14 protein-coding genes are annotated in these 12119 nt (G+C 74.4%); 10 read left to right on the forward strand and 4 right to left on the reverse strand.

Annotated features, from left to right (window positions below; genetic code table 11):
* Positions 1-2 precede the first annotated feature (2 nt).
* Positions 3-1490, forward strand: coding sequence for a glycoside hydrolase family 3 protein (locus tag Q2K16_RS31185; protein WP_302742082.1), 1488 nt, complete (start codon positions 3-5; stop codon positions 1488-1490).
* Positions 1491-1501: 11 nt separating this feature from the next.
* Here the strand turns inward: Q2K16_RS31185 and Q2K16_RS31190 are convergent, their stop codons facing one another.
* The gene (locus Q2K16_RS31190; RefSeq protein WP_302742084.1) at positions 1502-2728 is read right to left on the reverse strand and encodes a cysteine desulfurase-like protein; all 1227 of its coding nucleotides are present in this window, start codon (positions 2726-2728) and stop codon (positions 1502-1504) included.
* Between the two features lie 79 nt (positions 2729-2807).
* Between Q2K16_RS31190 and Q2K16_RS31195 the strand changes: the two genes are divergently transcribed.
* The 7 genes from Q2K16_RS31195 to Q2K16_RS31225 all read left to right on the forward strand — a co-directional run bounded on the left by Q2K16_RS31195 (position 2808) and on the right by Q2K16_RS31225 (position 7194).
* Entirely contained in the window at positions 2808-3170 is a 363-nt protein-coding gene (locus Q2K16_RS31195) for a hypothetical protein (RefSeq protein WP_302742086.1), read from the forward strand.
* Positions 3171-3230: 60 nt separating this feature from the next.
* Positions 3231-4052 carry a DUF1206 domain-containing protein gene (locus tag Q2K16_RS31200; RefSeq protein WP_302742088.1) on the forward strand — a complete coding sequence of 274 codons (822 nt, stop codon included), beginning with the start codon at positions 3231-3233 and terminating at the stop codon, positions 4050-4052.
* Positions 4053-4132: 80 nt separating this feature from the next.
* Positions 4133-5371 carry a mechanosensitive ion channel family protein gene (locus Q2K16_RS31205; RefSeq protein WP_302742090.1) on the forward strand — a complete coding sequence of 413 codons (1239 nt, stop codon included), beginning with the start codon at positions 4133-4135 and terminating at the stop codon, positions 5369-5371.
* A 188-nt stretch (positions 5372-5559) separates the two neighbouring features.
* Positions 5560-5994 (forward strand): phage holin family protein, encoded by a 435-nt coding sequence (locus Q2K16_RS31210; RefSeq protein ID WP_204927659.1) that lies wholly within the window; start codon positions 5560-5562, stop codon positions 5992-5994.
* On the forward strand, positions 5991-6356 hold the full coding sequence (locus tag Q2K16_RS31215) for a DUF3618 domain-containing protein (protein WP_302742093.1): 366 nt from the start codon (positions 5991-5993) through the stop codon (positions 6354-6356). The genes Q2K16_RS31210 and Q2K16_RS31215 overlap by 4 nt, the downstream gene beginning before the upstream one ends.
* Positions 6353-6625, forward strand: a complete 273-nt coding sequence (locus tag Q2K16_RS31220; RefSeq protein ID WP_302742094.1) for a DUF4235 domain-containing protein — start codon at positions 6353-6355, stop codon at positions 6623-6625. Before Q2K16_RS31215 ends, Q2K16_RS31220 begins: the two co-directional genes overlap by 4 nt.
* Before the next feature lie 365 nt (positions 6626-6990).
* Positions 6991-7194: a cold-shock protein gene (locus Q2K16_RS31225; RefSeq protein WP_011905669.1), complete on the forward strand. Its 204-nt coding sequence runs from the start codon at positions 6991-6993 to the stop codon at positions 7192-7194.
* 115 nt (positions 7195-7309) lie between these two features.
* On the opposite strand, the gene Q2K16_RS31230 is transcribed toward Q2K16_RS31225, so the two are convergent.
* Both Q2K16_RS31230 and Q2K16_RS31235 read right to left on the reverse strand, forming a co-directional pair.
* Complete coding sequence (locus tag Q2K16_RS31230; RefSeq protein ID WP_302742145.1) at positions 7310-7504, reverse strand: hypothetical protein; 195 nt, start codon at positions 7502-7504, stop codon at positions 7310-7312.
* An 88-nt stretch (positions 7505-7592) separates the two neighbouring features.
* Positions 7593-8576, reverse strand: coding sequence for an aldo/keto reductase (locus Q2K16_RS31235; protein WP_302742146.1), 984 nt, complete (start codon positions 8574-8576; stop codon positions 7593-7595).
* Positions 8577-8663: 87 nt separating this feature from the next.
* Between Q2K16_RS31235 and Q2K16_RS31240 the strand changes: the two genes are divergently transcribed.
* Positions 8664-9458 carry a trans-aconitate 2-methyltransferase gene (locus Q2K16_RS31240; protein ID WP_302746680.1) on the forward strand — a complete coding sequence of 265 codons (795 nt, stop codon included), beginning with the start codon at positions 8664-8666 and terminating at the stop codon, positions 9456-9458.
* Positions 9455-10474 carry an adenosine deaminase gene (locus tag Q2K16_RS31245; RefSeq protein WP_302742147.1) on the forward strand — a complete coding sequence of 340 codons (1020 nt, stop codon included), beginning with the start codon at positions 9455-9457 and terminating at the stop codon, positions 10472-10474. Before Q2K16_RS31240 ends, Q2K16_RS31245 begins: the two co-directional genes overlap by 4 nt.
* A 226-nt stretch (positions 10475-10700) precedes the next feature.
* On the opposite strand, the gene Q2K16_RS31250 is transcribed toward Q2K16_RS31245, so the two are convergent.
* The gene (locus Q2K16_RS31250) at positions 10701-12104 is read right to left on the reverse strand and encodes a HAMP domain-containing sensor histidine kinase (RefSeq protein ID WP_302742149.1); all 1404 of its coding nucleotides are present in this window, start codon (positions 12102-12104) and stop codon (positions 10701-10703) included.
* Positions 12105-12119: the final 15 nt, after the last annotated feature.

Genomic DNA, 12119 nt, shown 5'->3' on the forward strand with positions numbered 1-12119 from the left:
GGATGAACGAGCGCAACCTGGCGGGTCTGGCCGCCACCGTCCTGCAACCCGGCTTCGTCGGCACCACCCCGCCCGACTGGGTCTGCCGGTGGCTGGCCGAGGGGCTCGGCGCGGTGGTGCTGTTCGCCCGCAACGTCGTCGACCCGGAACAGGTGGCCGCGCTCACCGCGACGCTGCGCGCCGAACGCCCCGACGTGCTGGTGGCCATCGACGAGGAGGCCGGCGACGTCACCCGGATCGAGTCCGGCCGGGGCAGCTCCCGCCCCGGCAACCTCGCCCTCGGCGCGGTCGACGACCCGACGCTCACCGAGGACGTGGCCCGCGACCTCGGCGTCGAACTCGCCGACCTCGGCGTCACCCTCAACTACGCCCCGGACGCCGACGTCAACATCAACCCGGCCAACCCGGTGATCGGGGTGCGATCCTTCGGCGCCGACCCGCACCTGGTCGCCCGGCACACCGCCGCCTGGGTACGCGGCCTCCAGTCCGCAGGCGTCGCCGCCTGCGCCAAGCACTTCCCCGGCCACGGCGACACCCGGGTCGACTCACACCACGACCTGCCCCGCATCGGGGCCAGCCGGGCCCGCCTGGACGCCGGCGAGCTGGTCCCGTTCCGGGCCGCCGTCGCCGCCGGGGTGCAGGCGGTGATGACCGGCCACCTGCTGGTCCCCGCCCTCGACCCCGACCTGCCGGCCACCCTCAGCCGTCGCATCCTCGGTGACCTGCTCCGCGAGGAACTGGGCTTCTCCGGCGTGGTGGTCACCGACGCGGTGGAGATGCGCGCCGTCGCCGACCGGTACGGCTTCGCCGGCACCGCCGTACGGGCCCTCGCCGCCGGGGCGGACGCGATCTGCGTGGGCGGCGAACGCGCCGACGAGGCCGCCGCCCGCTACCTGCGCGACGCGATCGTGGCCGCGGTGCTCGCCGGTGAGCTGCCCGAGGAACGCCTCGCCGAGGCCGCAAAGCGGGTCGGCCAACTCGCCGAGTGGAGCACCGCCGCCCGCGCCGGCCGGCCCGAGCCCGCCCCGCGCCCCGCCGACGGCTCACCGGTCGGCCTGACCGCCGCCCGGCGGGCGGTACGGGTCAGCGGCGACGCGGTCGGCCGGCTGCCGTTGACCGCCGCCGCGCACGTGGTCGAGTTCGCCGCGCCGCACAACATCGCGATCGGCGCGGAGACCCCGTGGGGCCTCGGGGCACCCCTGGCCGACCTGCTCCCCGGCACCACCACCGTCCGGCTCACCGAGGCCGACCTGCCCGCCGACGCGACCAGCGGGGCGGCCGGGCGGCCACTGGTGCTGGTGGTGCGGGACCTGCACCGGCACCCGTGGATGCGGGCCGCGGTCGACCGGGCGCTGGCCACCCGTCCGGACGCGGTGATAGTCGAACTCGGCCTGCCCGAGCTGGTCACCGGCGGGCTGCACCTGGCCACCCACGGCGCGACCCGGGCCGCCGCCCGCGCCGCCGCCGAACTGCTCACCGGGAGCCGCTGACCCGCCCACCCTCAGCGGTTCGCCGGTTCCCCCTGGTCGGCCAGCCGGTCCAGTTCGGCGAGCAGCCGGTCCACCTCGTCGACCGTGTTGTAGTGGTAGACGCCCGCCCGTACGGCGCCGCCGCTGTCGCGCAGCCCGAGCGCCTGGAAGTACTCGTAGGCGTAGTAGTCCCCACTGGACAGGCAGAGCCCGGCGGAACCCAACGCGGCGGCCAGCCCGGCCGGCGTCCACCCGGCCAGCCGGAACGACACGGTCGGACAGCGCCGCCCGCCGGCCGGCAGGACGCTGACCGCAGGCCGGGCGGCCAGCCCGGCGGCCAGCCGGGCGAACAGCGTCCCCTCGTACGCCTGCGCGGCGGCCAGCCCGGCGCGGACCCGGGCCCGCCGGTCACCGGTGGCCGTCGGGTCCAGCCCGGCCAGGTGGTCGACGGCGGCGGCCACCCCGGCGAGCAGCGGGAAGCTCGGCGTGCCGGCCTCGAACCGGTCGGGCACGGCGTCGGAGGAGGGGAGCAGCTTGGCCGGGCGCAGCCCCGCCCACCGGGCCGGGTCGGCCACCACCGCGGCCAGGTGCGGACCGGACCACTTGTAGGCGCTGGTGACGAGGAAGTCGGCCTCCGTGGCGGCCAGGTCGGTGGGGCCGTGCGGCACCGAGTGCACGCCGTCCACGCAGACCAGCGCGCCGGCCGCGTGGGCCGTCGCGGCGACCGCCGCCACGTCCGGCATGGTGCCGGTCGCGTTGCTGCCGGCGGTCACCGCCACCAGCCTGGTCCGCTCGCCGACCAGGTCGGCGTACTGGTCGGCGGGTAGTTCGCCGGTGACCGGGTCGAACTCGGCCCAGCGTACGGTCGCCCCCGCCGCCCCGGCCGCCTGCACCCAGGGCCGCACGTTGGCGTCGTGGTCGAGCCGGGAGACCACCACCTCGTCCCCGGGGCCCCAGTCCGCGCCGAGCGTCCGGGCCAGGGTGTACGTCAGCGCGGTGGCGCTCGGCCCGAGCACCACCCCGTCCGGTGCCACGCCCAGCAGGTCGGCCACCGCACTGCGGGCCCCCGCCACCAGCTCCAGTGACCGGCGGCCGGGCAGGAAGGCGGTGCTGCGGTTGCCCACCGCGGTCCGCATCGCGTCGGCCACCGCGTCGATCACCGACCGGGGGGTCTGGGTGCCACCGGCACCGTCGAAGTGGGCGAAACCCTCGGCGAGCGCGGGGTACGCGGCCCGGGTACGGGTGATGTCGAACGGCATGCCCGGACCCTAGCCCGCCCGACCGGCCTGAAGATCCACCCGGGTGCCGGGGTGGGCGACGTCTCGTACCCTTGGTGGGGTGACGAAGCGAAGCGCCACCACCCCCACCTCCCTCCGGCGGACCGCCGGCCTGCTGGCCGGCCTGGCGCTCGGCGTGGCCGTGCTGGCCGGATGCAGCTCCGACGGCGCCGACACCGACTGCGGCCTGGACGCCTGCACGGTCACCTTCGACCGGGGTGTCGACGCCCGCGCCTCCATCCTCGGCGTCGAGGCGAAGCTGATCGGCGCGCAGGGCGACCAGGTGACCGTCGAGGTCGCCGGCGAGCAGCTCTCGTTGACCATCGGCCAGCAGGCCACCGAGGTGGGCGGCTTCGCGGTCACCCTGGACAGCGTCACCGACCAGCAGGTCCAGATCCGGGTGTCGCGCAACGCCGGCAGCTGACCTGCCCCCGGGCCGGTGACGCCACGTTTGGGGATCTCCCCGAACGGAGATTGTGGGCCCATGTCACTCACCCGGAACGCCGAAGCCACCGCTGCCCGCACCGCGGACAGCCGCTGGCTGGAACTCCTCGCCCGGGCCGGTTTCATCGGCTACGGGATCGTGCACCTGCTCTTCGCCTGGGTCATCCTCCAGATCGCCTTCGCCGGCTCCGCCGAGGAGGGCAACCAGAACGGGGCCCTGCGCGCCCTGGGCGCCCAGCCGATGGGCAAGTTCCTGCTGATCGCGATCGCCGTCGGCCTGATCGCCATGGCCATCTGGCAGGCGCTGGAGGCGGCCGTTGGCCACCACGCCAAGCGCGGCAAGGAACGTCTCTTCGAGCGGATCGCCTCCGGCGTCCGTACCGTCGTCTTCCTCTGGCTCGCCTGGACCTCGATCCAGGTGGTGCAGGACGCCAGCTCCAACAGCGCCGACCAGCAGGAGCAGTTCAGCGAGAAGCTGATGGCCTCCAGCGGCGGTCGCTGGCTGGTCGGGCTCGCCGGCCTGGTGCTCGCCGCCGTCGGCATCGGCATGATGATCTACGGCTACAAGAAGAAGTTCGAGCGGAACCTGAAGACCAACGAGATGAACGGCAAGACCCGGCAGCTGACCCGCAGGCTCGGCATGTCCGGCTACATCGCCCGGGGCGCGGTGTTCGCCGTCGCCGGTCTGCTGATCGTGGTCGCGGCGGTCAACTACGACCCGGAGAAGGCCCGTGGCCTGGACGCCGCGCTGCGGACCCTGCGGGACCAGTCGTACGGACCGTTCATCCTGGCGCTGATGGCGCTCGGCATCGCCGCCTTCGGGGTCTACTGCTTCTTCCAGTCCCGGTTCCGCAAGATCTGAGCCTGGTCGATACCGGAAACGCCGGGCACCATTGGGCCTTTGCCCGATTGCGACCAGCCCGGCCGGAGGGAGACAACCACGTGCAGGACTACCTCGAGACGATCGCCGCCGCGGCCACCGCGGCGGCGATCGCTCTGTTGCTCGTCGAGGTGGTACACCGGCTGATCCGCCGGCTCGGACGGCGGTCCCACCTGATGACGGAGCTGACCGCGCACGTCCACCGGCCGTTGCAGGTGGCCGGCACGGTGGTGGCCGTCCAGTTCGCGGTCCGCTGGACCACCGGCTACGCGGTGGGCACCGGGTGGCGGCAGGCCGTGCTGCACATCCTGGTGCTGGGGGTGGTCGCCGCGGTGGCCTGGCTGGTCGCCTCCCTGCTGGTGGTGGCGGAGGACACCGCGCTGGCCCGGTTCCTGCGGGTCGACGTGCCCGACAACCGGCACGCCCGGCGGGTACGCACCCAGGTGGTGCTGCTGCGCCGGCTGACCATCGTGGTGATCGTGGTGCTCGCCGTCGGCGTGATGCTGATGACCTTCCCGGCGGTACGCGGCGTCGGCGCGGGCGTCCTCACCAGCGCCGGTGTGGTCGGTGTGGTCGCCGCGCTGGCCGCGCAGAGCCTGCTCGGCAACGTCATCGCCGGCCTCCAGCTCGCCTTCAGCGACGCCGTCCGCCTCGACGACGTGGTGGTGGTCGAGGGGGAGTGGGGCCGGATCGAGGAGTTGACGCTCAGCTACGTGGTGGTCCAGATCTGGGACGACAGGCGACTGATCCTGCCCACCTCCTACTTCACCAGCACCCCGTTCCAGAACTGGACCCGGACCGAGGCGGCGGTGCTCGGCACGGCCGAGTTCCACCTCGACTGGTCGGTGCCGGTGCAGTCGATGCGGGAGGAACTGCGCCGGCTGGTCGAGAGCACCGACCTGTGGGACGGCCGGGTCTGCGTGCTCCAGGTCACCGACGCGACCGGCGGCGCGATCAAGGTGCGCGCCCTGGTCAGCGCCGCCGACGCCGGCAGCCTGTGGGACCTGCGCTGCCTGGTGCGGGAGCACCTGGTCGGTTGGGTCCGCGACCACCGGCCCACCGCGCTGCCCCGGACCCGCGCCGAGGTGGGCGACGGCGCCGGCAGCCTGCCCTGGCAGTGGGTGCCGCCGCGCCGCCAGGTCCGCCGCCGCGCCGAGGGCGACGTGCCCGACGACGCCCGGGTCTTCGGCGGCAGTGACGACGGCGACGCCCGCAGCGAGGCGTTCGTCGGCCCGGATCCGGACGCCCGGGGCGAGGCCGTCACCGTCGGGGCCGACCCGGGGGCCGACGCCCGCCGCTGAGTCGGCCGCCGCCACCGCGCAGCCCCCGCGATCTCCGATCGCGGGGGCTGCGTCGTACCCGCTTCGGCGTTTTCCGGACACCCCGGCCCGACCTGCGGTCAGATGTGGTTGGCACCGTGCGCAGGATTGCAGGATTGACGGACGGCGGCTCCGGGCATACAGCGCGGTGATGACGAAAGGAGGACAGCATGGCTGACGTCGCGAACCACCGTACGTCCCGGACCGGGAGCGAGCCGTCCACCGCCGAACTGGTGCAGCGGGCCACCGAGCAGGTCTCCCGACTGGTCCGGGACGAGCTGGCCCTGGCCCGGGCGGAACTGACCCAGAAGGGCAAGCACGCAGGCATCGGGATCGGCCTCTTCGGTGGCGGCGGGGCACTGGCCCTCTATGGGCTCGGCGCACTGGTCACCGCCGCGATCCTGCTGCTGGCCCTGGTGCTGCCCGCGTGGGCGGCGGCGCTGATCGTGGCGGTGGTGCTCTTCCTCGTCGCCGGGGTGCTCGCCCTGGTGGGGAAGAAGCAGGTCAGCCACGCGGTCCCCCCGATGCCGGAGGCGACGGTCCGCAGCGTGCGCGCGGACGTGGACACGGTCGCCGCCGCGGTGAAGGACAGGGGACGGGCATGACCGGCACGACAGGCAGCAACGGGACCGGCAACGGCACCGGCGACACCGAGGCGCTACGCGAGGAGATCCGGCGCACCCGGGTGGAGCTGGGCGAGACCATGGAGCTGCTGGCCGCCAAGGCCGACGTCAAGGCCCGGCTGAAGGACTCGGCGGAGCAGGCGCGCGAGCGGGTGCGCGAACAGGCCGCGTCGACCGTGGCCCGGGTGCGGGGGCAGGCGGCCCAGGGCGTCGACCGGGCGTGGACCCAGGCCCACGACACGGGGGTGGCGGTGCGGCGCGATCCGGTGCCGTGGGCGACGATAGCGGCCGGTGCGGTGGCCGCCGTGGTGGTGTTGTTGATCGTTCGGGGGAGGCGCAGGTGAGCAAGGGCATCGGCAGGACCGCGTACAAGCCGGTCGGGGTGCTGCTGGGACTGGCGGCGGGCGCGCTGGCCGGGACGATCTTCCGGCAGGTGTGGAAGGCGACCGCCGGGGACGGTGAGGCGCCCAACCCCACCGACGAGGACCGCCGCTGGGGTGAGATCCTCGCGGCGGCGGCGTTGCAGGGGGCGATCTTCGCGGTCGTCCGCGCCGCGGTGGACCGTGGTGGCGCGGTCGGTGTCCGGCGGCTGACCGGGCGCTGGCCCGACTGACCCGCCCGGCCGGGCGGGTCAGTCGGGCCGGTCGCCGGGCCGGTGACCAGCCGCGACGGCTCCCCTTCCGGATGGTGACGACGACCTGTGGCCCCCCGTACGCATCGACTGACGGGGGGCCTTTCGCCTGGGTGCGGACGACCCGGCCAGCGTGCGTCGGGCATCCGTCAGGTCACATGTCGGAGAATTTCGTCGATTAGGCTGTGCAGAGTTTTTGGGTACGTGGTTTGCTGATCCCCGCTGTTGCGAGACGGTGTCGGCACGAGCGGTCTCCCGCTGTGGGGGGCCCGCCCGGGCGTCGCCGCTCGCAAACGGCCAATCGGCCGCACAGCGTGCTCGGCCGCCGGTTTTAGAAGGAGATACACATGGCGCAGGGAACCGTGAAGTGGTTCAACGCTGACAAGGGCTTCGGCTTCATCACCGTCGACGGCGGGGGTGCTGACGTGTTCGTCCACTTCTCGGCCATCCAGACCAGCGGCTACCGCACGCTGGAGGAGAACCAGCGGGTGGAGTTCGAGATCGCCCAGGGTCAGAAGGGTCCGCAGGCCGAGCAGGTCCGCCCCCTCTGAGCGAAGCCGGTCGGCATCCGCCGGCCCGGGTGGTCCGGCCAGCCGGATCGACGAGAAGCCCCGTGTCCCCTCAGGACGCGGGGCTTTCCGCATCGACCCCCGGGCCCGGCGCCGGTCAGGGCAGCCGGCGGGCCCGCAGCCCGCGCCAGAGCAGCACCAGACCGGCCAGCACCAGCAGCGGCCCGACGACGGCCCACAACCGCTCGCCGCTCATCAGGCTGCCGTCGACGTACCCGAGGCCCTGGACCGTCCAGACGGCACCGACCACCACGGCCAGCAGGCCCAGGGTGAGCGTGAGCCATCCCCTCACCGGTCCCCCCTCCGTGGGCCGGTCGATCCGGCCCGGTCACCAGGATGCCGGCCGGACCGCACCGACGCGACGACCCGGCCGGCGTGGCTCACCACCGGTCGTGCACCCGGGGCCGGACCAGCTCGTCGTAGACCGACCGGACGGTGTCCAGCTCGGCCCCGGTCAGCGCGGGGGACCCGGCTGCGGCGGCGTTGCCCCGGGCCTGTTCCGGGTTGCGCGCGCCGGGGATGACCACGGTCACCCCGGGCTGGTCGATGACCCAGCGCAGGGCGAACTGGGCCATCGTGCGCCCGTCGCCGACCAGCGGGGCGAGCCGGCGCACCACGGTCAGGCCGAGGTCGAAGTCGACGCCGGAGAAGGTCTCGCCGACGTCGAAGCTCTCCCCGTGCCGGTTGTAGGTGCGGTGGTCGTCGGCGGCGAAGGTGGTGTGCTCGTCGTACCGGCCGGAGAGCAGACCGCTGGCCAGCGGCACCCGGGCGATGATCCCGACGCCGGCCGCCGCCGCGGTCGGCAGCACCTCGTCGAGGGGCTTGAGCCGGACCGCGTTGAGGATGATCTGGACGCTGGCCACCCCCGGCCGGGCGATCGCGGTGAGCGCCTGGTCGCAGGTCTCGACACTGACGCCGTACCCGGCGATCCGCTTCTCGGCGACGAGGGTGTCGAGGCCGTCGAAGACCCGGTCGTCGGCGAAGACCTCGGTGGGCGGGCAGTGCAACTGCACCAGGTCGAGGGTGTCCACGCCGAGGTTGGCCCGGGACCTGTCGGTCCAGGCCCGGAAGTTGTCCAGGGTGTACGCCTGCGGCGTCTGCGGCACCCGGCGGCCCATCTTGGTGGCGACGGTGAGCCCGTGTCCGGGGTTGTCCCGCAGGAACCGCCCGATCAGCTGCTCGCTGCGGCCGTCGCCGTAGACGTCGGCGGTGTCGAGGAAGGTGACGCCGGCCTCCACGGCGGCGGCGAGGACGGCCAGGGCGTCGCCCTCGCTGACCTGTCCCCAGTCCGCGCCGAGCTGCCAGGCCCCGAGGCCGACCACACCCACCTGCCGGCCGAGCCGGTCGAAGCTGCGCTGTTCCATGCGGTCGAGCCTAGTGACCTGCTTGCCGGGGCGCAGCGCCGGCCGTACCGTCATAGCAAGACGTACGTACGGTATGGGGGGTTGGTCATGTGGGACCCGGGCAGTTACCTGCGCTACGGCGACGAGCGGTCCCGCCCGTTCCACGACCTGCTGGCCCGGGTCGACGCCGACCGGCCACGCGCGGTGGTCGACCTCGGCTGCGGTCCGGGCACCCTGACCGCGACCCTCGCCCGGCGCTGGCCGGACGCCCGGATCACCGGCCTCGACTCCTCCCCGGAGATGATCGGGCGGGCCCGCACGCTCGACACCCCCGTCACGTTCACCGTCGGCGACGTCACCGACTGGCGGCCCACCCCCGACGTGGACGTGCTGGTCGCCAACGCGGTGCTCCAGTGGGTGCCCGACCACCCGGCCCTGCTGCGCCGCTGGGCCGGCGCGCTGCCGCCAGGCGGGTGGCTGGCGTTCCAGGTGCCCGGCAACTTCGCCGGCCCCTCGCACCGGGCGCTGCGCGAGGTCGCCGCCGACCCCCGCTGGGCGGCCACCGTCCGACCGCTGCTGCGCGAGGACCCCGTCGACGACCCGGTCGGGTACGCCACCGCGCTGACCGCCGCCGGCTGCGCGGTCGACGCCTGGGAGACCACCTACCTGCACCGGCTGCCCGCCCCCACCGACGCCGAACATCCCGTGCTGACCTGGCTGGACGGCACCGCCCTGCGGCCCGTTCGGGCGGCGCTGGCCGACACCGCCCTCGCCGGCTTCCGCGCCGCGCTGGGGAACCTGTTGGCCCGCGCGTACCCGGTACGGCAGGGTCAGGTGTACTTCCCGTTCCGTCGGATCTTCGTGGTCGCCCGTACGGGTGCCCGGCACAAGGAGCAGCAGTGACCGACCTGTCCGCCTTCATCGCCGAACTGCCCAAGGTGGAGCTGCACGTGCACCACGTGGGCTCCGCGTCCCCCCGGATCGTCGCCGAACTGGCCGCCCGGCACGAGGGACGCAGCCCCGTCCCGGCGGACCCGGACGCGCTCGCCGACTACTTCGCGTTCCGCGACTTCGCCCACTTCATCGAGATCTACCTCAGCGTCGTCGACCTGATCCGCGACCCCGACGACGTCTGGCTGCTCACCCACGAGGTGGCCCGGGAACTGGCCCGCCAGCAGGTCCGCTACGCCGAGCTGACCGTCACCCCCTACTCGCACGTGCGCCGGGGCATCCCCGCACCGGCGTTCTGCGAGGCGATCGAGGACGCCCGCCGCCGCGCCGAGGCCGACTTCGGCATCGCGCTGCGCTGGTGCTTCGACATCCCCGGCGAGGCCGGCCTGCCGGCCGCCGAGGAGACCCTGCGGATCAGCCTCGACGAGCGCCCCGACGGGCTGGTCGCCTTCGGCCTCGGCGGCCCCGAGATCGGGGTGCCCCGGCCGCAGTTCAAGCCGTACTTCGACCAGGCACGGGCGGCCGGGCTGCGTTCCGTGCCGCACGCCGGGGAGACCACCGGCCCGCAGACCGTCTGGGACGCCCTGCGCGAGCTGGGCGCCGAGCGGATCGGCCACGGCATCTCCGCCGCGCAGGACCCGGAGCTGCTCGCGTACCTGGCCGAGCGGCGCATCCCGCTGGAGGTCTGCCCGACGTCCAACGTACGGACCCGGGCCGTCGCCCGGATCGAAGAGCACCCGCTGCGCCGGCTCGTTGACGCGGGCGTCCGGGTCACCATCAACTCCGACGACCCGCCGATGTTCGGCACCACCCTCAACGACGAGTACGCCGTCGCCGCCCGACTGCTCGACACCGGCCCCGACGGACTCGCGGCGCTGGCCCGGGAGGCGGTGTCCGCGTCGTTCCTCGACCCGGCCGGGCAGGCCCGCATCATCACCGAGATCGACGCCTTCGTGGCGACCCGCTGAACCGTCACGGGTGACCGGGAAGAGTGGTGTACACGCGGCGGGAGCTGGTGTGGGGGACCGTGCCCCCGCCGCGCGTACCGATCCACCGGCCGGTGGGTGTCAGGGGCGACAGGCCGGTGGAACCGTTGGGTTCGGACCTGATCCTCTCAGCGCGCCGGACCCGCGTCGCCGTCGTTAATCCGGATCTAAGGAAACCTTGCGCCACAGCACAGTCAGCGCCCGTTCCTCAACCGTCGGTGGGCCGCTGCCGGGGCCAGCGGCGGCCCCCGCCCTTCTGCTCCCGGGCCTCCCGCGCCATCCGGCCCACCAGCCCGAACCGGTTGACCTGCCGGGGCGTGGCCTGCGGATCGGCCAGCAGCATCACCACGCTCGCCCCGCCCAGGCGGGCCCGGTCGAGGCTGACCGAGCCGTTGGCCTGCAACGCCACCCGCCTCGCGATGTCCAGGCCCAACCCGGTCGAGCCCTGGTCGCTGGCCCCGCGCCGCAACGCCCGGTCCGGGTTCGCGATGCCCGGCCCGGCGTCGTCGATCCGGATCGCCACGTACCCGTCCCGGCGGGAGACGGCCACCTCGAACGCGGTGCCCTGCGGGGTGTAGCGGAAGACGTTGCCGATCACCGCGTCCAGGGCGGCGGCCAGTTCGGCCCGGGGCACCGGCACCGGAATCCGCAACTGCGCGCCGCTGACCCGGTGCGGGCGGTTCTGGTCGCCGGCCAGCGCCGCCCAGAACACCATCCGGTCCCGGACCACCTCGCTGACGTCGCACTCGGCCGGCCCGGCCTCGTGCGCCACCGCCTTGCGCGTCGTCTTGATCAGCACGTCGATCTCGCCCTCCAGGGTGACGATCGCCTGCCGGATGCGCCGGATCGTCCGCCGCCGGTCCAGCTCCGCCGCGCTGAACGAGCCGACGCTGGTGTCGTCGGAGTCCAGCCCCTCGGCGTCGAGCCGCAGCACCGTCAACGGGGTACGCAGCCGGTGCGACAGGTCCGCCACCAGTTCCCGCTCGTCGGTGCGGGCGGCGACCAGCCGGTCGGCCATCCGGTTGAACGCGTACCCCGCCTCGGCCAGCTCGCGCGGGCCGCTCGGCTCGACCCGTACCCCCAGGTCACCGTCGCCCACGGCGAGCGCGGCGCGGACCAGGGCCCGGGTGGAGTCGACCGCCCGCCCGGCGACCCGGTCCACCACGATCACCGCCGCGCCGACCAGCGCCACGGCCACCCCGGCGAGCAGCAGCCAGGTGCCGCCCGCCCCCTCGTCGAGGACGGCGTCGGGCACGAAGACCTCGACCACGGCGACCCGGCCGTCGAGCACCACCGGGTCGAGCCGCAGCAGCCCGCCGTCGACGTCGACCACCCGGGACTGCTCCCCGGCCCGCGCCCGCGCCAGGTCGTCGACCGACGCCCGGCCGGCCGGCTGCTCCCCGGCCAGCCCGTGCACCACCGGACGGGTCACCGGGTCGTCCCCGGTGGCCTCGACCGCGCGGCGGACCGCCGCCGGCTCGGTGCTGACGGCGAGCGCGCCGGTGACCAGCGCCCCGCGCCGCGCCGCGTCGGCAAGCGCCTCCTCGCGCACCTCCTCACGCAGGGTCAACCCGAGCGGGACGAGGAACGCCGACGCGACAAGCGCGCACATCCCGGCCGTCAACGC

The organism is Micromonospora cynarisoli, assembly GCF_030518815.1.
Classification (GTDB): Bacteria; Actinomycetota; Actinomycetes; order Mycobacteriales; family Micromonosporaceae; genus Micromonospora; species Micromonospora wenchangensis.